27 protein-coding genes are annotated in these 25395 nt (G+C 61.5%); 11 read left to right on the forward strand and 16 right to left on the reverse strand.

The genetic code is table 11. From position 1 onward, the window contains the following. Positions 1-42: 42 nt before the first annotated feature. A complete protein-coding gene (gene dmeF, locus AC5P9L_RS01245) occupies positions 43-1017 on the forward strand; it encodes a CDF family Co(II)/Ni(II) efflux transporter DmeF (RefSeq protein WP_262101953.1) in 975 nt (324 codons plus the stop codon). 88 nt (positions 1018-1105) lie between these two features. Here dmeF and AC5P9L_RS01250 read toward each other — a convergent pair whose 3' ends face one another. Next, entirely contained in the window at positions 1106-1390 is a 285-nt protein-coding gene (locus AC5P9L_RS01250; protein WP_012478993.1) for a hypothetical protein, read from the reverse strand. A 90-nt stretch (positions 1391-1480) separates the two neighbouring features. Here AC5P9L_RS01250 and AC5P9L_RS01255 point away from each other — a divergent pair, with 90 nt between their 5' ends. The 3 genes from AC5P9L_RS01255 to AC5P9L_RS01265 all read left to right on the forward strand — a co-directional run bounded on the left by AC5P9L_RS01255 (position 1481) and on the right by AC5P9L_RS01265 (position 3260). Then, positions 1481-1897 carry a hypothetical protein gene (locus AC5P9L_RS01255; RefSeq protein ID WP_161772004.1) on the forward strand — a complete coding sequence of 139 codons (417 nt, stop codon included), beginning with the start codon at positions 1481-1483 and terminating at the stop codon, positions 1895-1897. 69 nt (positions 1898-1966) lie between these two features. After that, positions 1967-2290: a hypothetical protein gene (locus tag AC5P9L_RS01260; RefSeq protein WP_088435675.1), complete on the forward strand. Its 324-nt coding sequence runs from the start codon at positions 1967-1969 to the stop codon at positions 2288-2290. 127 nt (positions 2291-2417) lie between these two features. Next, positions 2418-3260 (forward strand): class I SAM-dependent methyltransferase, encoded by an 843-nt coding sequence (locus tag AC5P9L_RS01265; protein WP_024958106.1) that lies wholly within the window; start codon positions 2418-2420, stop codon positions 3258-3260. 3 nt (positions 3261-3263) lie between these two features. Here AC5P9L_RS01265 and AC5P9L_RS01270 read toward each other — a convergent pair whose 3' ends face one another. Together AC5P9L_RS01270 and AC5P9L_RS01275 are read right to left on the reverse strand one after the other, a co-directional pair. Beyond that, positions 3264-4232, reverse strand: a complete 969-nt coding sequence (locus tag AC5P9L_RS01270) for a polysaccharide deacetylase family protein (RefSeq protein ID WP_099474735.1) — start codon at positions 4230-4232, stop codon at positions 3264-3266. Positions 4233-4302: 70 nt separating this feature from the next. Then, positions 4303-4962 (reverse strand): hypothetical protein, encoded by a 660-nt coding sequence (locus AC5P9L_RS01275; protein ID WP_111686810.1) that lies wholly within the window; start codon positions 4960-4962, stop codon positions 4303-4305. 133 nt (positions 4963-5095) lie between these two features. Between AC5P9L_RS01275 and AC5P9L_RS01280 the strand changes: the two genes are divergently transcribed. Beyond that, positions 5096-5776 (forward strand): hypothetical protein, encoded by a 681-nt coding sequence (locus tag AC5P9L_RS01280; RefSeq protein WP_262101951.1) that lies wholly within the window; start codon positions 5096-5098, stop codon positions 5774-5776. A 91-nt stretch (positions 5777-5867) separates the two neighbouring features. On the opposite strand, the gene AC5P9L_RS01285 is transcribed toward AC5P9L_RS01280, so the two are convergent. Further along, complete coding sequence (locus tag AC5P9L_RS01285) at positions 5868-6041, reverse strand: hypothetical protein (protein WP_005412082.1); 174 nt, start codon at positions 6039-6041, stop codon at positions 5868-5870. A 9-nt stretch (positions 6042-6050) separates the two neighbouring features. Then, positions 6051-6863, reverse strand: coding sequence for an alpha/beta fold hydrolase (locus tag AC5P9L_RS01290; protein WP_262101950.1), 813 nt, complete (start codon positions 6861-6863; stop codon positions 6051-6053). Between the two features lie 227 nt (positions 6864-7090). Here AC5P9L_RS01290 and AC5P9L_RS01295 point away from each other — a divergent pair, with 227 nt between their 5' ends. Beyond that, the gene (locus tag AC5P9L_RS01295; protein WP_262101949.1) at positions 7091-7573 is read left to right on the forward strand and encodes a nuclear transport factor 2 family protein; all 483 of its coding nucleotides are present in this window, start codon (positions 7091-7093) and stop codon (positions 7571-7573) included. Between the two features lie 39 nt (positions 7574-7612). On the opposite strand, the gene AC5P9L_RS01300 is transcribed toward AC5P9L_RS01295, so the two are convergent. From AC5P9L_RS01300 to AC5P9L_RS01315, 4 genes are all read right to left on the reverse strand, one after another. Then, entirely contained in the window at positions 7613-8632 is a 1020-nt protein-coding gene (locus tag AC5P9L_RS01300; protein ID WP_049397217.1) for a helix-turn-helix transcriptional regulator, read from the reverse strand. Positions 8633-8702: 70 nt separating this feature from the next. Beyond that, on the reverse strand, positions 8703-9728 hold the full coding sequence (locus AC5P9L_RS01305; protein WP_049399110.1) for a hypothetical protein: 1026 nt from the start codon (positions 9726-9728) through the stop codon (positions 8703-8705). Positions 9729-9740: 12 nt separating this feature from the next. Beyond that, complete coding sequence (locus AC5P9L_RS01310) at positions 9741-10295, reverse strand: tellurite resistance TerB family protein (RefSeq protein ID WP_033833675.1); 555 nt, start codon at positions 10293-10295, stop codon at positions 9741-9743. Between the two features lie 86 nt (positions 10296-10381). Then, positions 10382-11932: a hypothetical protein gene (locus tag AC5P9L_RS01315; RefSeq protein WP_053091916.1), complete on the reverse strand. Its 1551-nt coding sequence runs from the start codon at positions 11930-11932 to the stop codon at positions 10382-10384. A gap of 516 nt (positions 11933-12448) precedes the next feature. Between AC5P9L_RS01315 and AC5P9L_RS01320 the strand changes: the two genes are divergently transcribed. Next, entirely contained in the window at positions 12449-13531 is a 1083-nt protein-coding gene (locus AC5P9L_RS01320; protein WP_043033963.1) for a hypothetical protein, read from the forward strand. A 65-nt stretch (positions 13532-13596) separates the two neighbouring features. Here AC5P9L_RS01320 and AC5P9L_RS01325 read toward each other — a convergent pair whose 3' ends face one another. From AC5P9L_RS01325 to AC5P9L_RS01340, 4 genes are all read right to left on the reverse strand, one after another. Then, on the reverse strand, positions 13597-14745 hold the full coding sequence (locus AC5P9L_RS01325) for a YncE family protein (protein WP_099526890.1): 1149 nt from the start codon (positions 14743-14745) through the stop codon (positions 13597-13599). A 166-nt stretch (positions 14746-14911) separates the two neighbouring features. After that, a complete protein-coding gene (locus AC5P9L_RS01330) occupies positions 14912-15838 on the reverse strand; it encodes an XVIPCD domain-containing protein (protein ID WP_227415455.1) in 927 nt (308 codons plus the stop codon). A 133-nt stretch (positions 15839-15971) separates the two neighbouring features. Continuing rightward, positions 15972-16910: an XVIPCD domain-containing protein gene (locus AC5P9L_RS01335; protein ID WP_262101947.1), complete on the reverse strand. Its 939-nt coding sequence runs from the start codon at positions 16908-16910 to the stop codon at positions 15972-15974. Positions 16911-16919: 9 nt separating this feature from the next. Further along, positions 16920-17387, reverse strand: a complete 468-nt coding sequence (locus AC5P9L_RS01340; protein ID WP_262101946.1) for a hypothetical protein — start codon at positions 17385-17387, stop codon at positions 16920-16922. A gap of 668 nt (positions 17388-18055) precedes the next feature. Here AC5P9L_RS01340 and AC5P9L_RS01345 point away from each other — a divergent pair. From AC5P9L_RS01345 to AC5P9L_RS01360, 4 genes are all read left to right on the forward strand, one after another. Then, complete coding sequence (locus tag AC5P9L_RS01345; RefSeq protein ID WP_227415452.1) at positions 18056-18265, forward strand: hypothetical protein; 210 nt, start codon at positions 18056-18058, stop codon at positions 18263-18265. Between the two features lie 91 nt (positions 18266-18356). Beyond that, the gene (locus tag AC5P9L_RS01350) at positions 18357-18782 is read left to right on the forward strand and encodes an energy transducer TonB (protein WP_049403705.1); all 426 of its coding nucleotides are present in this window, start codon (positions 18357-18359) and stop codon (positions 18780-18782) included. Between the two features lie 454 nt (positions 18783-19236). After that, positions 19237-19605: a hypothetical protein gene (locus AC5P9L_RS01355; protein ID WP_262101945.1), complete on the forward strand. Its 369-nt coding sequence runs from the start codon at positions 19237-19239 to the stop codon at positions 19603-19605. Positions 19606-20230: 625 nt separating this feature from the next. Next, positions 20231-21184 carry an HNH endonuclease gene (locus AC5P9L_RS01360; RefSeq protein WP_262101944.1) on the forward strand — a complete coding sequence of 318 codons (954 nt, stop codon included), beginning with the start codon at positions 20231-20233 and terminating at the stop codon, positions 21182-21184. Between the two features lie 909 nt (positions 21185-22093). Here AC5P9L_RS01360 and AC5P9L_RS01365 read toward each other — a convergent pair. The 3 genes from AC5P9L_RS01365 to AC5P9L_RS01375 are packed head-to-tail and all read right to left on the reverse strand — an operon-like array spanning position 22094 to position 25272. Continuing rightward, positions 22094-22999, reverse strand: coding sequence for a hypothetical protein (locus AC5P9L_RS01365; protein WP_262101943.1), 906 nt, complete (start codon positions 22997-22999; stop codon positions 22094-22096). Beyond that, positions 23000-24109 (reverse strand): AAA family ATPase, encoded by a 1110-nt coding sequence (locus tag AC5P9L_RS01370; protein WP_262101942.1) that lies wholly within the window; start codon positions 24107-24109, stop codon positions 23000-23002. Continuing rightward, positions 24106-25272, reverse strand: coding sequence for a DUF262 domain-containing protein (locus AC5P9L_RS01375; protein ID WP_262101941.1), 1167 nt, complete (start codon positions 25270-25272; stop codon positions 24106-24108). The genes AC5P9L_RS01370 and AC5P9L_RS01375 overlap by 4 nt, the downstream gene beginning before the upstream one ends. Positions 25273-25395: the final 123 nt, after the last annotated feature.

The following is a 25395-nucleotide window of genomic DNA, read 5'->3' on the forward strand; positions in this document are numbered from 1 at the left end:
ATCATATACCCTATGGGGGTATCCACTCCAGCTCCCGCCACCATGCACTTGGACGCCCTCGCCGCCGCCCGTCGCCACGAACACCGCTTCGACGACGGCAACCCGCTGGCCGAACGCAATACCCGCCGCGCCCTGTGGCTGACCGTCGGCATGATGCTGGTGGAGATCGTCGGCGGCTGGTGGTTCAACTCCATGGCCGTGCTCGCCGACGGCTGGCACATGAGTTCGCACGCGCTGGCGCTGGGCCTGGCGGTGTTCGCCTACCGCTGCGCGCGCCGCTACGCGCACGACCCGCGCTTCGCCTTCGGCACCTGGAAGATCGAGATCCTGGCCGGCTACACCAGCGCCATCGCCCTGCTCGGCGTCGCCGCGCTGATGGCCGTGCAGTCACTGCAGCGGCTGTGGGTACCGGCGCCGATCCACTACAACGAAGCCATCGCCATCGCTGCGGTAGGCCTGGGCGTGAACCTGCTCTGCGCATGGTGGCTGCACGACAGCCCGGGCCACGCGCATCACCACCACGGGCATGACCATGGCCATCATCACGGGCATGACCACCAACACCACGATCACGGCCATGCGCACGGTCACGACCTCAATCTGCGCTCGGCCTACGTGCACGTGCTGGCCGACGCCGCCACCTCGGTGCTGGCCATCGTCGCCCTGCTCGGGGGCAAGCTGCTGGGCCTGACCTGGCTGGACCCGGTGATGGGCCTGGTCGGCGCCGTGCTGGTCACGGTGTGGGCTGTAGGCCTGCTACGCGACAGCGGCCGCATCCTGCTCGACGCGCAGATGGACGCACCGGTGGTGGCCGAAGTTCGCGAAGTGATCGAACAGGGCCCCTGGCCGGCGCGCCTGGCCGACCTGCACGTCTGGCAGGTCGGTCGCGGCAAGTACGCGGTCAGCGCCAGCGTGGTTACCAGCGACGCCAATCTGGATGCCGATACCGTGCGCAACGCGCTGGCGATCCATGAAGAGCTGGTGCATGTCACCGTGGAAATCCACCGCAGCACCTGACCCGCATCCGGTAGTGCCGGCCGCTGGCCGGCAACCTCATGGGCTTCGGAAACAATCCAGCGTTGCCGGCCAGCGGCCGGCACTACCGCTAGAGCTTCAACATCATCCGCAGCAGGTACATCAGCAGCGGCAGCGCACTCAGCACCGCACCACCGATGCCGATCCACGGCCAGCGCTCGCCGCGCACGCGCGAGGCCACCGCCAGACCGCAGCCCACCAGTGCCGCGCCCAGCACGCCCACGCCCAATCCCGCAGCCATGCCATTGCCGCCTGCGGCCACCGCCGCCTGCGCCGCCAATGTGCCGGCTCCCCAACCCACAGCGATCCCCAGCCAACTGGCCATGCCGCACCACGGTGCCTTGCCCTGCGCCATCCGAAAACCCCTTTGTTCTTGCCGAATTTCTGTACGGGCGACGCCCGAGTGCTGCCTACACTAGCCCCACCTGCCCTGTAGGGACATCCCATGCGCATGCTCCGCCTGCTGCTGCCCGGTGCCGTCCTGCTGCTCACCGCCTGCAGTGGCGATGCCGGGCTTCCTTTCAGCGCCGATCCGTTGCAGGGCTGCTTCGCCACCGGCGCACGCAAACCGGCCGACTTCCGCATCGACAGGGAAGGCGGCCAGTACTTCGTCTCCTTCAGCCGCGGCGACCAGTGGCAGCGCGAGCCGAATGTCCTGCACAAGGCCACCCGCAGCGAGATCAGCCGCTACTTCCGCGATGACGCCGAGCAGATCGACAGCGCGTTGATCCGCATGGCGGGCGGCTTCGGCATCTTCCACTTCAACAAGGACGCGACGTTGAAGGGCAAGGCCAGCGATAGTGACTACATGGCGTTGATGCTGATCGGTGCTGGGCCGGTGTATGCGGTGAAGTGCCCGTAAGACGCAATGATTCTGATGGCGGCTCAGGGCACTATGGGCGCATCCTGTCTTCTTTGAGGAGCGATGCCAATGCTGCTGTTTCTGCTGCTTGCGGTAAGCGCGCCGAAGACCCAGGGGGCCTATGACGAAGTCCGGCAGCTGTCCGATGGCCAGACCCTGATCATGCGCACCCTGGACTGGGATCTCGGTGATGGTCGCCACGAGCGCGTTACCGTGCATTGGCTGCTGCAGGAAGACGGCAGCCTGCGCTACGACTTTGATCGGCAGCCACCAGAAACCCAGGACGTCCATCGTCGGTCGTGCGCCCGTGTAGGCATGCAGCCGTCGCGTGGCGTCGGCATGCTCTCGGGGGAAGGGACCACACACGGCTACAGCTGCACCAGCCAGCGGTAGCGCCGAGCCCACGCTCGGCTCCTCCCGTCTACATCCACGCATGGCGTGGATCTACTGCAGCAGCCACACGTGGCCCCGGCAACAGCTGCGGTACCATGCCCTCCCCCGAACCGCCCCGGTACCCGCCGTGCCCCATTACACCGGCCCCCTGCTGACCCGCGACAGCGCCGATACCCTGCGCCGTGCCCATGACAAGGGCGCCGCCGACTGGCAGGGCTCGCTCGACCTCGGCCGCAGCGAGGACAGCGTGGTGCTGGATGCCGACGGCTTCCACTTCCGTGGCCAGCCCTACCCGTGGCCGGGCAAGCTGAAGGACCGCACGCTGTACTACTGGGACGGCGAGGACTTCGCACCGATTTCGCGCTACAGCGGTTCGCTGATCAAGCTGGTGCCGACCGAATGGGGCGCACCGACCTTCGAGATCGACGGCATCAAGATGCTGCCGACCTCCAAGCTGTCACCGTTCGAGGACGCGCGTCGCAAGGTGGAGCTGGTCGCCCCGGCCGGCAAGGTCATCCTCGATACCTGCGGTGGCCTGGGCTACTTCGCCGCCTGCGCGCTGGAGGCCGGCGTCGGCCAGATCCGTTCGTTCGAGAAGAATGCCGACGTGATGTGGCTGCGCACGCTCAACCCGTGGTCGCCGGATCCGGAATCGGCTGCGGCTGGTGGCCGCCTGCAATTCAGCCACGGCGATGTCTCGCAGCAGATCGAACAGGTGGCCAGCAACAGCGTCGACGCGATCCTGCACGACCCGCCGCGCTTCGGCATCGCCGGCGAACTGTACTCGCAGGTGTTCTACGACCACCTCGCCCGCGTCATCCGCAAGGGCGGTCGCCTGTTCCACTACACCGGCGCCCCGAACAAGCTGACCAGCGGCCGCGACGTGCCGCGTGAAGTGGCCAAGCGCCTGGAAAAGGCGGGGTTCAAGGCCGAACTGGCGCTTGACGGCGTGCTGGCCGTCAAGCGCTGAGCCTCATTCCGAGTCCACCTTCGCCAGCTTCATCACCCACTTCGGCACTTCCGGTTCACCGGCGTAGAAGTCCTTCGGCTTCTTCTCCGCCATCGCCCAGCGGTGCAGCCAGCTCGGGCCGTAGCGACCGCTGTAGCCCTCGGCGCCCCGCGCATAGGCCGGGTCACGCATCGCTTCGTCCAGCGAAATGAAGCGATAGCCGCGCCGCTTCGTCGCCGCCACCAGTTCGGCGAACGTGGCTGCATTGAGTTCGTTCGCATGCATCAGCCAGACCTGCGGCAGCGCGTAGCCCAGCAGCGCCTGGGACTGCTTCTCGTAGTAGTCCAGCTTGTTCAGCATGTACGGCACATAGCCCTTGCGCAGCTGCGCCAGCGTCGCCTCACGCGCCGGGGAATCCGGCTGCTCGTTCATCACGTTGGCATAGGCGAACGCCCACACCCACTCGCCGTTGTCGACCGTCACCGGTGCCACGCGGTAGCCATGCTGCTTGAAGAACACGTCCATCTCCGCGCGTTCTTCCGGCGTGCGCCCGGCACGCAGATAGGGGTGACGCATCCACTGCGGCTTCAGCCCGCGCTCGGCCAGCAACGGCCGCAGCACCGCCTCGCCACGCAGGAAATCCTGCTGGAACGCAGGCACGCCCTTGGCGTTCAGGTCCATGTGCGAGTAGGTGTGGTTGCCCAGCACATAACCGGCGTCCAGCCAGTCGCGCAGCATCTGCACCCGCGCCGGCTGCACCTGCCCATCGATCTCAAGCTTGTTCTCGTTGACGAAGCCAACTACCGGCACACCCGCCTGGTGCAGCTGCGTCATCAGCGCTTCGTGCCGCGCCTGAAGATCCGGCGGAACGATCTCGTCCACCCGCGCCCAGGGCAGGTCGTCGATGGTCACCGCGATCCGGCGATCCACTTCAGCGGCGTGTACCGCCAACGAACACAGCAGCAACGGCACAGCACGCAGCAACCAACGCATCAGCACATCCTTGCAGGAGCGGAGCGCAGACTGTAGCGCGATTGCGGGCGCGTGGTCGGTCACACACCCGTTATGGGCTGGGCGACTGCACCTGACGTTCGCGCACGATCGCCCGCCACAGCATGAATCCTGCAGCCATTGCCACCAGCATCAACGCGACCAGCACCAGGGCAAGGTCATCGGGATTGCGCAGCAGCGGCGCATGCTCATGGGTGAGGATCTCGAACACCACCTGCTGCGCCTGTGCCAGTGGCAGCCGGCCCTGCTCGCCCAGTTCAACCAAGCACGCGGCCGGAGACAGCTTGGCCACGCTGGTCCACGCCATGTCGTACAGGTGCAATGCCCTGAGCGCCAGCGCCAGGATCGCGGCGTGCATGGCCATCACCCCCCAGTTGGCGCGTCGCAGGCGTTCGGACAGACGCCCCAGACGGTAGACGCTGATCGACATCGCGCCCAGCAACGCCAGTACCACGCCTGCCATCGGAATCCACTGCAACGGTTGCCATGGTGCAAGCGCAGCGGACCGCGCCAGCAGCTGTTCTGCGACCTGCATGCGCGCGACAGGATCAGGCCCACCGCATGCGTCATCCACCGGCTCCAGCAGCAATCCCACGCGGTAGTGGAAGAAGCCGGCTGCAAGGGCTACCGCCAGCAGCGCCACGACCTGCAGTGCCAGCAGAATCGGGCCAGGACCACAGATACGACAGAAGCGGGCAGCAGCAGAGACCATCGGTTCATCCGTGACAACAAAGGACCATCCTAACCAAGCGCCCTGTGCTTGTCGGCTGGCGGATACGACAACCGCCGCGTGGTCCCGGTAGGATGTGGATGAGCATGGATGGTCGTATGTAGAGGTGTTGTGGATGGTCACGCTGTATCTGTGGGTGCGAACGCTGCTTCCGCTGCTGGCGTTCGTGATCGCGTGGATGCTGCTGTCGCGCCTGATCAAGGCCCGCGTGGCGCGCCTTCCACGGGTGCCCTTGAACCTGCCCGAGCACAGCAGCAGCCCGCGCAGGAAGGACCGGCGCATCTACGCGCGCAAGCTGCGGCGCAGACCGGGCCTGCGCACCGCAACGCGCCCGGCCACCGCGCCGCGCAGCTGGAACCTCGCGGCGGTGTTCGTTTCGTTCTCTGCGTTGATTGCCGCCGTGCTGGTCATGCCGGATGGCGCGCGCTTCCAGGTGCTGGTCGAGAGCCTTACGGGCTACCCGGCCACGATTGCCGAAGTACATGTTCCCGCTGCCGGGCAGCCCCTCGTGCTGCAGGCGTGGCAGCCCGCACTGGCGCAGCTGTCACGGCCGGTAACAATGCGCTACCCGATCGGGCGCACGGGCGGCCAGCATGACGCGTGCGCCACGCTACCGGTACAGGTGAGGCATCAGGGTGATCGGCTGCAGGTGGCTACGGCCGCGCCGGTGGATTCCGAGCTGCTGCGTGCAGAGCTTGCGCACTTGGCGGGGCTGCCGACGGAGGCAATCACTGTCCGCCAGAGCGAGATCTCACCGTGGCTGGAATCCGGCTGGACGCCGCTGGACGGCATGTAGATGCCGGACCAGGCCAGGCTGCTGTTGCAGTAGATCCACGCCATGCGTGGATGGGCACCGTGCGGGGTCGAGCACGGCTCGACTTTACAGATCAGGATCCGCGCGGCAGCTTCGCGGCCCACATGTTGTCCACCAGATTCGGATAACGCCGCCCATTCTCTTCCGCCCGCTGCCGCGCCGCCTCTTTCTGCGCAGGCGACAGCGGCTGCGAGGTCTGGCCCTTGGGGTTGGGCTTCTTCCACGGGGGTGTCTTGGTCTGGCGCATGGCCGCAGCTTACCGCTTCAGGAAGTTCAGCAGCGCCAGATTGAAGCGGTCCGCATGGCTGGTATTGCACCCATGTGGTGCGCCTTCCAGGATCACCACTTCGCTGCCCGGAACGGCCCGGTGCGTGCGCTGGCCCGAGCCTTCAAACGGCACGATGGCATCGCTGTCACCGTGCAGGATCAGGGTTGGCACCGTGATCTTCTTCAGATCGTCGCGGAAGTCGGTAGTGGCAAACGCCTGCATGCAACCCAGCGCCGCCGTCTGGTCGGATTGATGGCAAAGCGCGATTGCGGCTTGGCGCTCATCCTCGGTCACCATCAGCTTGCCATTGGCACTGAAGAAATCGCGGGCGAAGCCATCGAAGAACGCCTCGCGATCCTTCTCCAGACCGCTACGCATTTCGTCGGCCTTGTCCTGTGTGAGCGGACCTTCCGGATTGTCCTCGCCGCGCAGCAGATACGGCGGCACCGCTGCTGCAAACACCACGCTGTGCAGGCGCTCCTGCCCGTGATTGGCCACGTACCGCGCAACCTCACCGCCGCCCATCGAGAAACCGACCAGGGTGACGTCGCGCAGGTCACGCTCCTCGATCACCCCGGCCAGATCCGCCGCCAGCGTATCGTAGTCGTAGCCCTCGGCGGGCTTGTCGGAACGGCCGAAGCCGCGCCGGTCGTAGCTGATCACCCGGTGTTGGGCGTCGCGGAGGATCGACACCTGCGTCTTCCATGCATCGGCGGAAAGCGGCCAACCGTGAATCAGAATGACCGGGCGGCCGTCGCCACCAGTGTCTTCAACGTGCAGGCGGACGCGGGGAGCAGACATGGAACCTCCTGTGGAAGGGGAGGATTTCAGGCTACGGGCCGGCCCCTATCGCGACCGTGATGGAATCGCCGGCCGCCATGACATCCCCTGCACAGACCACGGCCCCGACGCTGGAGCCGAGCCGCCAATGCGGGCATTCACTCCGTGGTACGGCCGTTTCGTCGGACGCCGGCTGCAGCGCCCCGAACGCCATGCGAGCCTGCGTGAACCCTCCTTGGAGCTTCGCCATGCTGCTGCTCACCCTGCCCCTGCTGGCCGCCGGCCTCGCCGCCGCACCCGCGCCCTCCGATGACCTGCGCGAGCAGATCCGCCAGGCCGACACCCAGCTGTTCGCCGCCGCCTTCGAGGCCTGCGATGCCGACAAGGCCGCCGCGATGACCACCCAGGACATGGAGTTCTTCCATGACAAGGATGGCAAGTCGGCCAGCAGCCGCGAAGACTTCCGCCGCAGCGTGGCCAACATGTGCAGCAATGCGCGCAAGGGCGGCTGGAGTCTGCGCCGCGAGCGGGTGGAGTCTTCGTTGCAGGTTTTCCCGCTACACGACGAGCGGGCGCTGGAAATCGGCGACCACCGCTTCTATGAACGCGGCAAGTACGGCGTGGAGCGCTGGGTGGGCCAGGCCCGCTTCATCCAGGTCTGGCGTCGCGTGGACGGGCGCTGGTTGGCCGAGCGGGTGATCAGCTATGACCATCGGCCGGCAGCGAAATGAACCCGTCGGCGACTGTTCATTCGCCCTGACCAAGACCATTCAGCCCACGGTCTCCTCCAGATCGCGGGCGTAGTAGCTTGCTGCCTGAGCCAACTCCGCGCCGATGGCGTCGCACAGGTGCGTTGGGGAATCGACCCGTACGTTGCTCCCGAAGCCCATCAGCCACCAACGCAAGGTCTGGTCGTCCTCCACCGTAGCGCGCAGCCGGATCCATCCATCACCCAGATCACTGATCGTCTGATCTTCGGACAGGGGCGTCTCCCTGAGATGCTCCGCAGCCTGCGCCCGGAAGCGCGCCTCCAGCACGATGCGTCCTTGCCCCTGGAACGCGGTGGCGGTGGTCGTCGCATAGCGCTGGAAGTCGAAGTCCGGCAGGCTCCTTGCCTCCATCTCCAGCACCCGGGTTCCACTCAGGCGATGCAACGCCAGGTGGCGGATGTCCGTATAGTCCCGCAGCATGCAGACAAGGTACTGCGCAGAACCGCGCATCAGCAGCCCCAGAGGATGCATGATCATCTCCTTCGGCTCGTCCTTGCCTTTGCTGCGGTACCAGCCTGACAGGCAGCGTCGGGATGCCAATGCCCTGTGGACATCCACCTGTACGGCCGTTTCCACCTCGGGGGCGAGCAGGTTCGGGCCCATGGGCAGGATCGCGGTCCTGCTGGCCCACTCCCCCCAGCCCGACGTCGAGACTTCCGCCCGCGCCATGTCGAACACGGGCATCAGCTCATTCATGGCCGTTGCCGGGAGCAGCTGACGCAGATGTGCATGCGAAAGCAGCAGTGCAACGCTCTGCGAAATCGACAGCCTGGGCGTGAAGGCGAAGTTCGCTTCCCTGGACCAACTCCAGCCAAAGGGCTTTTCACTGTCGTCGGCAATGAGCTGGAACCGCGTGGACAGGTTCTGGAGGTCCCGTTCAATGGTGCGACTGCTGGTCCTGAAGCCCAGCGGCTCCAGATTCTCCAGTATCTGCCTGACGGATATCCTGCGCGGAGCGCGCGGGATCATGCGCAGCATCTCCCACTGCCGCATCAACGTGTCGTTCGAACGGATCTTCATATCAATCTTCCCTTCCAGAGCCGACAGGCAACAAGAGCCCCACCAGAACGGCGTGGGGCTCTGCCCATCGTCAAGCCGCCTTGGCGGGCTCCTCGCCCTTCATCACCACCATCGCCGCATCCACATCGGCCACGGTCTTCTCGGTCGAAAGCACCAGCGCTCCTGCGTCATCCAGGATCGGGGTATCGATCATCACCTTGATCAGCTGGGCAATCTTCACGGCACGGAAAACCCGCTCCCGCGCCTGCTGGGGGAAACTACTGAAATCGCAGCCGTGCTCCCGGATGACATCACGGATATCGGCTACACCACGACGCAGCGACATGCACAGCTTGGAGAACGTCCTGTTGGCGAGCGTTGTAACGGCCTCGACCGCTGCCAACTGTTCGGCGGCCAACACGGCCTCGTCGTAATGGGTTCGAGCAACCTCTTTGTTACGGCGTGCATCGGCCAGCGCGGCTTCAGCCTTGCTGCCCACCACGTAGCCAAAGATCGCCAGCGCCGGACCGGCAACCAGGCCACCCAGCACCAGGGTGCCGCCGGCCATTCCGAATCCGCCCGCAGCCAACGAACCGCCGCCCAGCCACGCCAGCGTTGCGTTGGTTGCTGCAACACCGCTGAGGGTCGAAATGGCGGTGCCGGTGCTGGCACTGGCCAGCAGCATCGTCCCGTTGTACGCACCAAATGCCAGCGCGGCGCCACTTCCCAGCCCGGCGCCCAGGCCCAGGCCCGAGTCCATCAGCAACTGGTAGTCCCGCTTCAGGCCTTCCAGCGACGCCGTGGTGAAATCGCCCTGCACCAGCTTGTCCAGTTCGGGTGAGCCGATCCCCTCAACGTTCTTGAGCTGGCCAAACGCATCGATGAAGTCCGCAATCCCTCCATTGAAAGCACGCAGCTTGCGTGCACCATAGTCCTCAAGCACCGTGTTGGTACGCTTGCGCTGCGTCTCCAGCAACGACGAGCCCTTCTCGATCAGCCCCTTGGCATCGGCGTTGGCGATGCCGGCATCCTTGTGATCGACCACGGCCTTGCCGCCCTTGTAGATGCCATACAGCGCGCTGGCAGCCATCGCGGCCCCGACTACGATTGGAATCATGGGTAACTCCCTTTACTCAAGAATGATGGCAACGGTACGGCTGGCCTCGCGATTGATACTTTCCGCGCGCTCAAGCAGGTCGTTGTAGATGTAGTCGTCAATACCGAAGATATCGGCCAGGCGACGCAGCTGTGCTTCCTCGACACTCGACACTTCACCGTCGGCCAGTGCAAGCAGCATCAACTCATACAGCATCACCTTCGGTACGGCCGGCTGCGCGGCTTCGACCATGGCCTTGTCGATCAGCGAGTCGAGCACCTCGCACGCCACCCGCGCCCGCTCCACCGGGTCGCTCTGGCGCACCAGCGGCATCGTCTGCAGGCGCGTCAACAGTTCCTTCGTCACCCCGTCGGACCGATATACCTTGCCGCACTCACGGGAAAAGCTGTCGAAGATCGCACGTTCGTGTTCGGATTCATCCAGCGAAACCTTGCTCAGGTTGGTATCGCCAGTCACTTCTTCGTGGGTCTTTCCGTCCCACAGCATCGGGTTGTCACTCACGCTCAGCAGGCGCGCAACCTTCAGGAAGGTTGCCTGCTCGGTGTCTGGAAGCAGATAAAGGAACATCGTATCTCCAAGGTCCTGGGATCACACACGGAAGCCGGCGTGGCCAACCTGCCCGGAAGGCCACGACCAGAAATGGGTTCGATTGATCAAAGCCGAAGCGGCTCGTCACCCGTCATGAACAGATCAAACTCCTGCAGCGAAGCAAACTGCAGGCGGCTGCCCAGCAGAAGGGCAAAGCGGTTGATTGCAGCCGCGAATCCATCGGCGTCAATCTCCGGCTGGGTGGTATCGAGTGCACACAGCAACTGGGCCGTCTCGTCATTCAGCACTGGAAGCTCGGCCGCAATGAACTGCGCCAGCGCCAAGCGCTGCGCCAGAATTTCTTCACGGGCAGCTTTATTGAGCTCGATTGCCAAGGCCAGCCTCTCGGCAGCCAGATCTGCACTCCGGGCCGCCTCCAACGTTTCCCGATAGAAGATCGATGAAAGCGTGCAGCCAATCATCCCGCCGATGGCGGCGCCAACCACCGGGACCGGAATCGCGATCTGGCCCAATGCCGCCATCATGGCCGAAGCCATCATGCCGGAACCCTTCTCACCGATCTCATCCAGGAACTGGACGCCGTCGATCTCACCCCTGGCGTAGCGGCGTATGCAGCCGGTCATGGTCACGCAGACGTCGACCACCATGGCCGGAGCGGCTGTACGGGAAAGGACCTGCAGGCTCTGTCGGCCTGACTGCTGCATCACTGCGGTCAATGCGGCCCCGGACGCAGCCGTTGCGTAGCCCATGCCGGCAGAGACGGCACCATCCACCAGGACTGCGCGGCCCGCATCAATCATCCCCCTGCGCTCGGTTGCCACCGCATAGGCATTGGTCGCCATGCTGATCGCCGCGCCAACCATGAACGCCCCGCGCGCGCCTTCAAGACCTGCCCTGTGGCTGGTATGCGCGATATCGCGCACCGTCGCCATCCGCGGATGGGTACGATAGAACTTCGCATCGTCACTGGTCAGCCCCGTATCCAGAAGGTTGCCGGCCAGCTGCTCATAGTTGTCTGCCTTCGCACGAAGATGCAGTGCGACCTCAGGCTTGCCCCTCGCGTCGACCACGTCCGCCTGACGGCGCAGATCTGCTGCCTGCGCCCGGCAATGTGCCTCGGCATCGACGTACTGCTCCGAGGGCAGCTCCAACTTCAGCCCACGATAGCGCGAGAACTCTCCATCGGGCGCAGCGATCTTCTCAAGGAGCCGGTCACGGTTGCCCACGAACTTCATCTGTGACTGGCTGCCTTCAATGATCTGGCCATCCAGCACCCTTATCCGATCAACGCGATCATCGTTCCGCCGGTACTGGGGATGGTCATCACTGCGCACCGTGCGAACGGGTGACCCACTGATGATGGCCTCGGCATTGTCACGACTGGTCGCTGCGACCTCAGCCGCATAGCCGGCCTGCTGGGCAATGCTGTTTTCCGGACGTACCGGATCAAGCTTGTACCCGGAGATCTTCTTCAGGCCATGGGTAAATGTCTGACCGGTCAGTTCGTCTCTTCCGGTATACCCTTTGATGTATTCGGCATTAGCATTGCCATAGCGTTGGACAGTCTCCAGCGTTGACATCGTCGTCGCTGCGTCCAGGATCTGCCTGCCCGACGTTTCGCGGGCACTGTCATCTGCATTTGCATTGGGTTCCATTGCGTTTTCCTCCGTGACGCAAAGCATCCAGCTGTGGGCCAATACCCAGGCATGCTTCGCCCGCGGGTTTGGCTGGGAGATCCATCTTCGGCGTACATAGCGACAAACCATGTCGTAACGCCTGATCTCCCGGATCATCGACAGCACTTCCGAAAACTTTAGGCCTATTGCGAACTTTTCGTGGCCGATTGCGACGACACATCGCACTGCGACACAGATTGTCGGAGGAATCCGCATATTCCTCTCCGGGGAGGCCACGCAGGTGCTGGGCCTCCCTTCCTTCCATCACCTGACGAGGAACGCCATGTTCAGAATCATCGGTGCAACCGTGGTGTACGGGCTCGCGCTGTATGGCCTGGGATGCTGGGTACGTGACAGCCACGAAGTACGTGGCACGAGGTAGACCTTTACTCCTGTCGAGACCCGGACGACCTCAGCGGTCGACAGCAGGCAATCCCCTCACCGGACAGCGAGGGAACACAGATCAGGATGATGGAACCCCCAAAAGAGAGATTGATGAACAAGCGTCATTCCGAGCTCGTGATCTTCATTGACAATGTCGTCGCAGAACTTCGCCCGGTGCTGGCCTGGATCGAGCGCCATCCGGTCCTTATTGCGTCGATTGCCGTACTTCTGCCCAGCGCAGGCATCCTCTACTACGCCGTCAGGGAAGAGCTGCCTCTCAGCCTGCTTTCGTCCGATGCCGTTTCCGCACTCCCCATGATGCTTGCGGTGACCGGGCTGCGCGTCCTTGCCCTGGCCGTCATGTTCCTTTCCCCCATCGTACTGTCACCCAATCGGTTCTCGTATATCCCAGGCCAGGGAATCAAACTGCTGCCGGACGCTCCGGCGAGCCGGAACAGGACGCTCTGGCGCTGGAGCCTTGCGCTGATCACTCCGGGCGTAATGCATTTCAGCGGAATCTATGTCGCATCCTTCTACACCGAGATTTCAGATGCAGCACTGTGGTTCAGTACGATTGGCTGCCTGCTGATCTTCGTTCTCCTTTCCCGCTGGGCGAAGCCCGATGACAGGAAGCAGAAATGGCTTTCCTTGGATAGCTACTTCCTGCTGGGCATGGGGCTCATGCAACTGCTGTCCATCAACACGATCATGCGGCTCATGCTCGGCCTGGTCTCCAGGGAAAGTGATCTGGTGATTGGCATGTGCCTGCTCACGGCCGCAGTAGCATTGGGCATATTCCAGTCCATCGTCATCAGAGTGGTCGATGAACTGAGTGGACGATACGGCGTTGGTGTACTTGCACTCTCGTTCGCCTCGATCATGGTCACCGTGGCCATGCTCTTCCCTCCGACCGGTGCATACCTGGCCTCGCAGGTTGTCAATCCGCCAAGCGGAAAATCCCGCGGCTGCATGACGCTGGATCTGCGATCGCGTGACAGCGCATCCCGCAAGCTCCTGATCGGTGATGGTACCGCTACCCATCCGATCAACGTTGTCTACTCGACCAGTTCCGTGCTGCTTGTACGCTTGAAGGATGACGACAGCAGGACCATCCATCGCATCCCCATGGACCAGGTTACCGAGTTCAACCCGTGCCCGCGGGAAACAGACACCGAGAAGTCACCCGGGACATAAGGAAGCTGATGCCCTGATCCGAGCAGGGCCGCCCGTGCCAGACGCACGGGCGGCCCCGTAGCCGGTTACAACTGAATCCGCGCCACACTCTCGTCAGCGCCCTTGTCGTCCTTCTCGCCGTTCTTGATGCTGACGAACAACACGTTGTTCTTAGCATCCAGCGCCAGGCTGTTCGGGTGGGTCGGCACCGTGTAGGTCGCCACCTTCTGGTAGCTGTCACTGTTGTACGCGGTCACCGTACCGGCCTCGCGGTTGGTCACGTACAGGCGCTTGCGCGGTGCATCCAGCAGGATGCCCAGCGGGCCGGCATCGGTCGGGATGCTGGCCAGTTCCTTGCCGGTGCTGCGGTCCAGCACCAGCACGCGCTGGCCCGGATGCTTGCTGACCAGGCCGCTGCTCTTGGCCTGGTAGCCACGCAGGAATTCCGAGCCCTGGTCGGTCACGAACAGGCGCTTGCCGGCCGGGTCCAGCGCGATGTTCATCGGCTGCTCGGCGGCGATCCTGTGCTGCGCCACCACCTTGTTCGAATCGGTGCCCACCACCACCAGGTCGGCCAGCAGGTTGCTGGTATAGACGCGCTTGTTGGCCGCATCCAGCGCCAGGCCCGGCGCCTTGGCATTGCCCAGGCCGTCGATGGTGTTGATCACCTTCAGCGTGGTGGTATCGATCACGAACAGCACGCTGCTCACGTCCGGCTGGCTGCTGTGGCCGGTCACGTACAGGCGGTTGGCGGCGCTGTCGACCACCAGCTCGCGCAGGTCGTGGGTGTAGGCGGCCTTGCCATCCTTGCCGGTCTTCTTCTCCATCAACTGGATGGTGCCCACGGCCTTGTTCTGCGCGGTGTCGACCACCGTCACCGACAGGTCCACGGTGTTGCCCACGTAGAGGCGGTCGTGGGCGTCATCCAGCACCACGCCGAACGCCTTGCGCTCCAGCGGGATGCGGGTTTCCACGGCCAGCGTGGCCGGGTTCAGGCGCAGCACCTGGGCCGGGCCGGCGTCATCGCCGAAACCGCCGGAGGAGGCCACGAACACGGCGTTCTGCTTCGGGCTGTAGGCCAGCTCGTACAGGCCTTTGGCCACGGCCTGGCGCTGCACAGCGGCGGCGGTGGCACTGGCGGCGGGCGCGTTGTCGGCGAACGCGGAGGGCACGCCGAGGCTGAGCGAAACGGCAACGGCCAGCGCGGCCGAGCGGAAGAGAGGAGTACGGAACATGCGAGCGTCCTTGAATGGGCACGGGAAGGTGTCCTGGCTCGCTGGGCCGTACTGCGACGGCCCGCCCCGCATCTGTCTGCGCGGGGTGGGCTGGCTGGGGTTGCGGGGGAATGGTAGCAGGTGGGGGGCGTGGCGTGCGCCGGCGCGTGCATGGCAGGCGCGCGGGTTACTGCTCCTTCAACCGCAGCGAATCGGCCACATCGGTCTTGGCCGCCACCTCGGTGGCGATGCTGGCGCGGCGGTGCCCCGGGTCGTTGCGGTCCCCCTGCACGATGAAGATGCTCTCGGCGGCATGACTGCTTTTTGTCGGCCGGCTGAGCAGCACGTGGTCCACGCGCGAGAGATTGTTCTGCTTGGCCAGCACCAGCAGACTGGCGCTGATGCGCTGGCTGGCCGCATCGAACGGGCGGCCATGCGCGGCATCCAGTTCGGCCACTTTCTGGATCAGCTGCGAGAACAGGCGATGGTCCGGATGCGAGGGGTCCAGCAGCGTGCCGGCCACTTCAATCGGCGTCGGCGGCGGCTCATCGCTGGCGCGGTCACCCTGGCGATGGTGCTCGGCCTCGCGCTCGGGCATCGCGTGATGGGTTTCGACATTCAGATCGCTGCCCGGGAACGGCGCGGCAATGCACTGGATCTCTGGCAGGTTGAACAGCACCGCGAACTCGCCGAGGTTGCTGCCGCCATCCAGCGGCGCCGGCAGCGGATGCAGGCCGGCGTAGTGCAGGGCGGCCCAAACGAAATCGCTGCAGCGATTGATGGTGGCCGGGCGATCCACATCGAATTCGAACTCGGCCGGCTCCTCGGCGAAATCACGCAGACAGCCGTAGTGTTCTTCGGTGATTTCCAGGGTACGGCTGTAGTACGGGTCCAGATGCTCGTCGGCATCGTCGTGGCGCACCTGCGCGTACTGCGCACCCGTGGGGGCTTTGCCCGGCGCGTGGCGCGGTGGTGCGAAGCCGTAGCTGTGGGCCTCGTCGCCCGCCGCCACCTGCAGGTACATGTGGCCGCGCGGCGAGATGCCCCCACTTTTCAGCGGGGTGCCGGGGGCGGCCAGGTACAGCGTTGCGGTGTAGCGTGTTGCGTGCTCCATGCCTGTTCAGCCTTGATGGGTGCTGCGGTCCTGGCCGGATGATGGCATAGGTGGGATGGGAGGCAGGTGGAGATGGAAGCAGTTTCGAGGCCAAGGCGCTCGAAACTGTGATCTTCCGTGCAGTCGCTGGAAGTCAGCCCATCTGTAGCGGCGCCCGGGTTTGTTCCAGGGCCGGCTCCTGCGGCGCCAACAAGGCGCGCTCCTGCTGGGTCTGCGAAATCTGCTCGACCTTGGCGAATGACTGCTCCACCGGTGTTCGCGCAGCCTCCTCCGCCGTCATCGAAGCTCGCACATGGGCAGGATCGTTGAGCTCCCCCTGCACGACGAACAGTCGCTGCGGCGAACCATCGCTTGGAGCATTGCCCAATACCACATGGTCGACATGCTCCAGCCCGCTCTCCTTGGCCGTGACCAACAAGCCCACTGAGATCCGCTCGCTGGTCCCATCGTAGGAGCGGCCATGCGCCTCATCAATGCCCGCTATTCCCTTGCGGATGGAATCGAGCATATCGCGATCGCCCCGCGGCAGTCGCTCATCGCTGATGATTCGCTGCATCAACGTTCTCTCCGGCATTTTGTTGTAGTGCTCACTATTCAGCGCGCTATCTGGAAAGGGCGCGCGGATGCTGCGGATGTACTCCACATTGCTGAGCGGTTTCAGGCCACCTTCGAAGCTCTTGTCCTGCATGAGGAGAAGGTTGGTTCGATGAAGGCCGGCGTGATTCAGTGCGCCCCAGGTGTAGTCGATACAGCTGTTTTCCACACCGTGATACTCGGTATTGAATCCATGCTCGCCGGGCTTTGCACCAAATTCCACCAGCTTGTCGTACTGCTGCTTGCTGATTTCCATCGTCCGCGTGTAGTACGGGTCTTTGTACTGCTCAGCGTCATTGTTGTAGACCATTCCGGGCCCAGTGACGACGCCATGCTCGATGGGTGCAAAGCCAAAGCTCACCTCGTCCTTGCCATGTGCCACTTTGTAGTATACGTGGCCGGCGCTGGATGTCCCTCCAGCCAGCAGCGGCGTGCCGGGAGCGGCAACGAAGACTGTGACTGTGTACTTGTCGTCCATGACGCACTCCTACTTCGACTTGTTTACGTAGGCCACCAGCAACTCGGCTTGCGTGGCCGCCAATCGATCATCAGGCTTCAGTATCTGCATGCTCAGCCTGTAGTGGCCAGGCTGCAGTTCCTGAGCCCAAGCGAGGGCAAGTTGTGTGTGGTGACTGTCAGGCGTCTCCAATCCTGCTGACTGCAGAGACTGATGATCGACGTCATCCAACCACCCGCCTTCCACCCGGCCCGTGGGTCCGATGGGCTCAATACGCGCGGGCGTGCCTGCCACCGACTCCACCCTCACCAACGGAACAGGAATGCGCTTCTGCGCCTCCAGCCGCTCCAGTTTCACCTCGGCGGGTAGGCCCATACTGCGGATCTCACGGCTCGTATTTAGTGATTTCAGCCCGTCTTCTCCACCCACCCGGATTCCAAGAAACAAGGTTGGCGAGGAGCTTTTCCCTGGGGGCGGTAGGGTGAACTCGACCACCATGGGTGTGGTCATCGCTACCAGCGGCAGCGACCTGACGAAGGGCACCAGGGTCCCGTTCTCTACCGGGGCGCGCGGCCCGGGTACCGCCTCGGAGCTGGCTCGGCAGCCACCCAGCAGGGAACCTGACAGTACCAAGGCCAGGCAGACCAACCATCTTCCTTGTCGAAACATCGCTTTTCCTCTTCCAAGGCTCATTGAAGCCGTTGAAGGCGCCTTCGCCCGTACTTATACACCCCGGCCGCAGATGATTCTGCGACGAAGTTCGCTGCGTCGCGGCTCCTGCGACTGGGAGTGATCAAAGTCGACCACGCGCAATGGTGCGCTTACCGTACACGCATAGGGGGTAGTAAATGGACCGCTACTTTGTGAACAGAACGCCGCAGGCCAATGGAGACCATGAGGTGCATAAACAGGGATGCTATTGGCTTGCTCGCGCCCAGTCCACACAGGACCTCGGCTTGCACACCAGCTGCAGGACGGCTGTGGCTGAAGCCCGGAGGTGGTACCGGCAGTCGAATGGCTGTGCAACTTGCGCTGCAGCTTGCCATACGAGTTGATCAACGGCCGAAGGCGAAGCGGATGCGGCCCCGCCAAATTTGGGCGGGGCCGCACCGTCACAGCCGCTGAGACAGGCCTAAGCCTCCCCCCGTCCCCACTGGAGGATGCCCATGACCAAGATCCACCCCACATGGCTGGAAGCCTTCGACAAGGAGCTCCTCCACCTGTTCGCCATCGACCATAGCGATGCCGGCATGGATGAGTACCTGCTGGGCTGCTACGCAGACCTGCCGCCGCGCGAGGCGGCGCTGGCGTTCGGCAGCGACTACGACCTGGAGCGCGACGATGCGCTGTGGCCACGGCCGGGCGCGCCTATGTGAGCCGCGCAGAAATCCCGCACGCCGGCATTCAAGGCAAGCGATGCCAAGGCATGGCCGCTATGCTGGCAGCGCGCCGGAATGGAAACCACGCATGCCCCGCTTCAACACCGCCCTGGCACTGAACCTCGTTCTGATGCTGCTGGGCGCTACACCCGCCATGGCCGTGGCGGCAGACCCGCAGGTTTCCACTGAAGTGTTCGTGGAGCGCGGTGACAACCCCACCGTCGAGCTGCAGCAGGCGCCTGCCATTGATTACTCAACGGCCCCTGCCATGCCGCCCGACACCTTCCTGCAGACTCCCATGCAGGTGCTGCTGGTTGCTCAGTTGGATGAGCTGGGCCACGTTTCCAACGTGATGGTGGCGCGGTCCAGCGGACTGCGGGAGATGGATCGTGCGGCCCTTACCTCAGTGCGCCAGTGGCGCTTTGATCCGGTCGTGGCTGACGGCGTCGCGCTGCATACGCGGGTGCGGGTCCGTCTGACCTTCGTGCCCACGGCCGAGGCGCCGCCCGGCTGAACCGCTGCTCCAATCTGTCGCGATTGGCCCTAGGCCATTGGCCTGGCTGCAGGTATTCCTACGCTTGGGGTCAATAGCGCCAAGCCCTTCAAAACCGTTGCAGCGCAATCGCTTGCTGGCTTAACACCTTGTGCGACAATGCCGAAAGCGTCAGGACTGGCAATCATCAGTCCTGTGGATTCTTGGCATTTGGTTACTGCACGGGTATCTCTTGGCGTGCCACCGGAAAAGGGTGGCGCGGGACTCGAAAACCCGTCTGAATACCCAGTGCTTTACGCTTGCCAGTCGGCGTCATCTTCGGATGGCGCCGGCTGGCAATCCGTTCGCGTTCCATGGCGGGCGGTGCGTGGGGGCCTTCGGGCCCGCCGGCTTGGGTACTCACCGGTTTTCGAGACACGCACCGTCCGCCGCCTTTATAGGTGGCGCTGCTATCTGTCCTGTACGGAGCATTGCCATGAACACATCGGACTTCCGTTCCCTGCACGCGCAGTACGATCCGGACAACGCCGAAGCCGAGCGCGAACCGTCTGTCGATCCCAACGCCTTCGTCGCCACGCTGCATCGCATCGGAACCGGTGCGGCTGCGGACGGCCAGCCTTGGCCCGAGCGGCATCAACTGCCTGGGCGGTGTCTTCAGCTGGCGGATGCGGATTGCGCACTGGCCGGGCTGCGCGTGGTGGCGGAGCTGATGCTGGCTGCGGAGCGGACTCGGCAGAATGGCGCGCCCGAGGAGTACCTGGGGGATCGGGTTATGGAAGGGTTGAAGATGGCGTGTGTGGCGTTGACTGCGCAGGTGACTGAGCGGTTGCACGTGCGGGAGTAGAGCGCGCTTCGCTACGTACATCGAATGCAATGCTTCGGATCGTGTGCAGGCTCCGAAGCATTCTCCACTGTCTGAGCCTTTAGCCTCCAACACTGGCCTCACTATGCCGAGCCGCACTCTACTTGCCCTGACGGCGGCAGCCCTATTGGGATTGATCATTGGCGGGGCGTACGCGCCAGCCACCACAATGAGTCTTGAGAACTACCCAAGACTCACCGACGCCGAGTTTGCCCTGTTTCGGGCCGATGCCGAGAACTTCGCCGAGGAGTTGGCCTGCCAAGGCATCACCATCGGCAAGCATGATTCCAGTAGACGCTTCTTCGATATGAGCGTACGTGGCGATGCCGTTCTGTTCGTGGACAACTCTGGGCCAAGTCTTCTGATAGTCACCATGTCTACGGTCGCAAGCGATGCAACGGAGCTACAACGCTGGAAAGATGGATGGGGCTCACCAAAGAGACGCAGGAGGAATTTGAGCGCACCTGAGAACAGCTGCGCTAGATCTGCGTCCCAGTAGCCCCCCATCTGCGCCCTGTCCAGGCAGCCAAACGCGTCAACCAATGACACAAGGAACCTGGTTCTGGCTAGAATCCTGGGCACTTAGCTTCTGGGACAGGGATCTAGGATGGAACTCCCATTCGAGGTGGGCGCGCTCTACAACCGTCAAAAGCAGATCCATGGTGTATTTGGCGGGCAACAGCAAGGCGGCATTTCGACACCCAAGGAGCATCCGCTAGTCATCGCGTTCACTGGCGAGGCCGGCGTGTCTCATGGCTACCATGACTTCTGGGACGACGACGAAGTCTTTCATTACTTCGGCGAGGGTCAAGTCGGAGACATGAAGTATGTGGCGGGCAACCGAGCGATTGGCGAGCACGTCAAGGATGGCAAGACGCTCGTAGTGTTTCAGATGATGGGCAAAGGGCGTCCCTACCGGTACCTTGGTAGGTTCTTGTGCGAGTCCTCCTACGTTCAACCTGGCACGCCAGATCGAGAAGGGCAGCCAAGATCTGCCATCGTGTTCCGTTTGAGATCACTGGAAGCCTCCTTGGGCCTCGCTGCAAGTGAGTCGGATCAAGCAGAAATCGATGCTGCCATCGATGAAGTCGGCGAGACGACCACAAGACGCGAAACCGAAGTGCGGACGAAGCAACGCCTGTTCCGCGAGCGCTTGATCGGCGTTGAGAAGCGCTGCCGGCTGACTGGCATTGAGGATCTTAGATTCCTCCGTGCGAGCCATATCAAGCCGTGGGCAGATAGCACTCATAGCGAGCGCGTTGATGGAGAGAACGGTCTTTTGCTGGCTCCGCATGCGGATCTGCTGTTTGATCGAGGGTGGATTAGCTTTTCGTCGAGCGGTCGCTTACTCGTTTCGAGCGCGCTGCCTAGCGATGTGAAAAATCGACTCGGCCTCAACTTGGATGCATCACTTCGATATGGATTTTTCTCCCCGAAGCAGCTTGGATTCTTGGAATTTCACCGAAACGTTATTTTTGATAGACGCCATCCCCATCGCACTTCCCAGAGTATTGACTCTCGAACTTCGGATCTTCTAGCCCAAGGGTTGGTAGGGACGTAAGCGCGGCTTGGCCAGCCCCCGCGAGTTGAAACGAAGGCTTCTCGGGCCTAGAGACCGGGTCAGCGTTGAACCAGCGATCTGTGTCGGATCTGGGTTGCAAGGATGGCTGGCAGAGCCTAGCGCTGATGATCGACTGTGGCACGCGACAGCTGCCTGGATGACACCTGTCGCGAAGTGGCAAGGCCAGCAACGCCTCGACGGCGCTGGAGCAAGCCCTGATCACCCGTTGCTCTGCGCTGGGTCGAGTGTCGTCGCCCCTGCCTGCTGCGATCTGACAGTGGCTTGGTGTTCATCAGCCATGACTACACAGCCCTGGTACTCAGCTACGGCCTGCAGGAGGAGTATCCCTCACAGTGCCCACAGCAGAAGTGCATTTGGAGCGGCTGATCGACGTTGAAGGAACAATGCATGCACCTGTGCCGTTTCGAGAGCCAAGTGCACTCTACATGGGCGATTACTGACTGGATCAGCTTCTAAAACCAACGGCGGCTGCATCAGGTGCTGAGGATGTTGGCGCGAAGCGCGGCAAATGCCGCTGCATCGACCACACGAGCAGAGCGAAAACCGGCGGGATACTACAGATGCAGACTGCGCTCCGGGCGCCATCCGTGCGATGGATCAGCTGATGCCGGCGGCGGTGCGCACCCGGCAGTACGGCTGCCGACGAAGAATATCTGGGCGACCGGGTGATGGAAGGTTTGACGATGCCTTGCGTGACGTTGACTGCGATGCCTACAGCGGTCGCAGGGTTAAGGACTAGAGCGCTCGGAGCTTATTAATCTCGAAGCTTACTGACTAAGGAACCAGGTTAGAAAGCACTGGCGAGCTATCGCGGCCGTCAGCATTCCCATTCGCAGACCGGCGGCCTTTCCGCCACAAACCTTCAGCATCCAAGTGCACCTTCAAGGCTCACCTTCCTATTTTCAACCCAATATAGGCAACCTCAACCATTCTGAATTCTTCAATCAACCGGAAGTGAATTCGCCCTGCTCCCGGGGTGTACCTTGCATGAATTTCGTACACTCTGTTGTCACCATTATCATCAGAGAACTGACAATCCGCCCTCCTTGTTTCAGATTCATTCGTTACTTTGCTACCCCAAACTGGGTAAGCAACGCCACCCATCGCCCATTGCTGAGCACTGCCATTAATACTAACTAGCCTATTGAAAATTTGAGAAATTCCTCCACCTGAAGCAGCCACTTTCAATAGATCACTCTCAACACGACGCAAGAATTTTAGCGAGGGGAACAATTCGCCTCGACGTTTCCAGACCTCGGAAGCGCCACCAGAGGGCAAACCCCGACCACGGCTTTGGATTACCTGCCTATGCTCCACACAGGAATCAACATCATATACATTCTCAACGTAAACTTCCTCTTCAAATATTTCACCGACATCCGAAACCTGACTAACCAATGCATGCAGGCTGGTTGTTTTCCACAAAGCGAGTAGCGGCAGAGTAAGAATTATCCCATCACGCTCGTAAGCGACTTGAGCTGCCCAGTGGGATCGACCTCCAACAGAGACTTCAATTCCTGCATCAAGCGCCAATGATGGCGCCCTATTGGCCAGCGACATCATTAAGCGCAACTCTTCCTTGACATGCGACTCGGAGAGGAAGGATACGAGGGTTCGGCCTGGCGATACCTGCAGTTCTGCAAAAGGTCTTTCGGTTAACAAATGAACATCTGCCCTCCAAACTCGCGCCTGCTTAAGTGCGCCCGCGCACATCGCAATAGCTTTAACTTGTGCGTCCTGGTCAAACTCTACTTCATCCACCCCTGTCAAGCTTAGCGCAATGGGCAGCGTCATCTATATTAACTCCATAATCGCCTTATCCCACTCATCAAAGAAGCCTGATGGCCAATGATCGAATCGCCCATCTGACGAAACTACCGGCGTCTCGAAAGTTGTTCCTCGCCCTCCAGTTTCCCTACGGAAGAAATGAAAAGCCGAAGAGTCTGAAGGAAGAACGCCCGCCTTGACCGCACGCCTAATGCCATTTATCAGATGATCACTATGAGTTTCAACAATAATCTGAACACCGTCAGTCGCTGTCCTCGCCAGAAGTTCCCCCATTATGCTCTGACCCTGGGGATGAAGATGAGCCTCTGGACTCTCAATCATTAAGAAATCCCCACTTTTTGCCGAAAGACAGGCGACCACTACCGGAAGCACATAAGTCAGCCCAAATCCAACATTCGTCGGCCGATACTCATTTGAACTTTCAATCCCAGCCTTTCCACCGTAGACAAAGGATAGTTGAGCTAAATCCGCTCCAACGACCTCTCTAGCTACGACGCCTACCCCTGGCGAAAGACAGTCAAGCCAGCTTTCAACTTGTGAAAGTAATTGCGCCCCTCTACTCCGATCCCTGACACGCAGCTCAGATACTGGCTCATCCTGACAGACCGACAAATAATGAACTGTATACTGCCCCCTTACACCAAGAAATCTTCGCCGGATAGCGTCTGAGTAGGACTTTGGGAACATCACAGCTGGAGATGCACGATCAGCGCTCAAGAACTGAAATCCACCGGTTAGAGGGGTTCCGAATGCGTCCGCACCGGGACCACGCTCCATCGGCAATAGATTCTCCCTCTCCGCATAGGAAAAATCCCAACGACTAGTTAATCCAGCCCCCTTGCCAATCTCGCTAACCGATATTGAGATTCGCTGACCATCCGCATATTCAAATAAGACATCCTTTCCCGTACCAAGATTGACGAGCTCTCCATTCAGGAGCAACCCACCATCCTCTTGCAAGCACCTAGCCTCGCTAGACTGCCTTAAGGCTGCCAATGCCTGCATCACCGAGCTCTTTCCTGAGCCGTTCAGCCCCGACAAAATGGTCAGTGCAGCAACAGGAAGATCGATCGATTTGAAAGACTTAAAATTCCTTAGACATATCTCTGAGATCACAACGAGTGCCTCCGAAACAGTTCGGCAATTTTTGAGAATCTATATTTAACCTTACTGGGATTTCCGGTTCCTTGAGATATGGAAGACTCAAAGCCAGAGTCATTAACCAATTGGATATAGTCTTTTACAACCACCTTACTATTCTTAATTAGCCTTGCACGCTCCACATCTCCGAGCATCGCCAAGTTGACCGATATCGAATCAAAAAGCGCTTTGTTTATTGGATATCTTGGCGCACCCTCCCGATAGATCTTTCGGAAGCAATGACGCCCGAATATATGATAAGCAGCGTCAAGCGACGAAGAGAACTCGTGCCGAAGCTTTCGGACTTCATCTGGCTTCAAGGAATTAAGTGAGCGCATAGCTCTCCTCAAAAAATCATCGAAGTCGGGGCTTGAGTATCCATCATAGCCCGCAATTCTGAATGCAATAAATCGAAGCACCAACTCCCGATCGGCCATTCGATCGTCCTTGATGCTTCCATCCGTAGCGTGCACGAATTCATCAGTGCCCGCCCACAACCCAAGGATCTCTCGAGCTTTTCCAGGAATAAGGGCGTGCCTCAACTCCTGACTCGAAAGCGGCATCCCTCCGGTATTAATTCTCGCGAAGACATTAAATTTAACTTCGTCCGGGGTACCAAATCTAATAACATGAACTATTAATTCGGTCTCTCTAAGCCGCCTCTTCAACCTTGGCGGAAGGTCATCGTAAGTCGCGCCATTGAACTCACTGGACAGATACTCCAGCCCAACAAGCTTAAGCCGCTGCTGTCGAATCGATTCCGGCGCCATAAACCGGGCTATTGTCGTCAGCCTCTGGATTCCGTCAACCATAGCCCACGTTTCAACCTCATCTTCCGCCGCATAGAGAGTTGGCAATGGGATTCTCAGCAGGAGCGACTCAATTAAGCGACTTTGGCGCACATCCGTCCAGATTCCTGCGCGGCGCTGAAAATCTGGAGCTAAATCAATTGCACCACTATTAATTCTCGAAAGCAGAAGATCAACTGTCATTGATCGCGTGGATACATCGATCTTCTCAGGATCGAACGGCTGACTAATACTCTCGATGGGCTGCGCAGTCTCATCTTCAATACCACTCGCTGCCCCGTCAGATGAGAGAATCTCGGTAGGCTCCATACATTCCTTCTCATTATCCAAGTGAATTTCTCGGCAGCCGCCCGGAATTATTCCGGCTACGGAATTGCTCTCGACTCATGGATGGTACTTGCTTCTAATGATGCATTCAAAAGCGAATAAGGCGACCAAATGGTCGCCTTATTC

It is taken from the genome of Stenotrophomonas sp. YJH_SMC_64 (assembly GCF_059371375.1).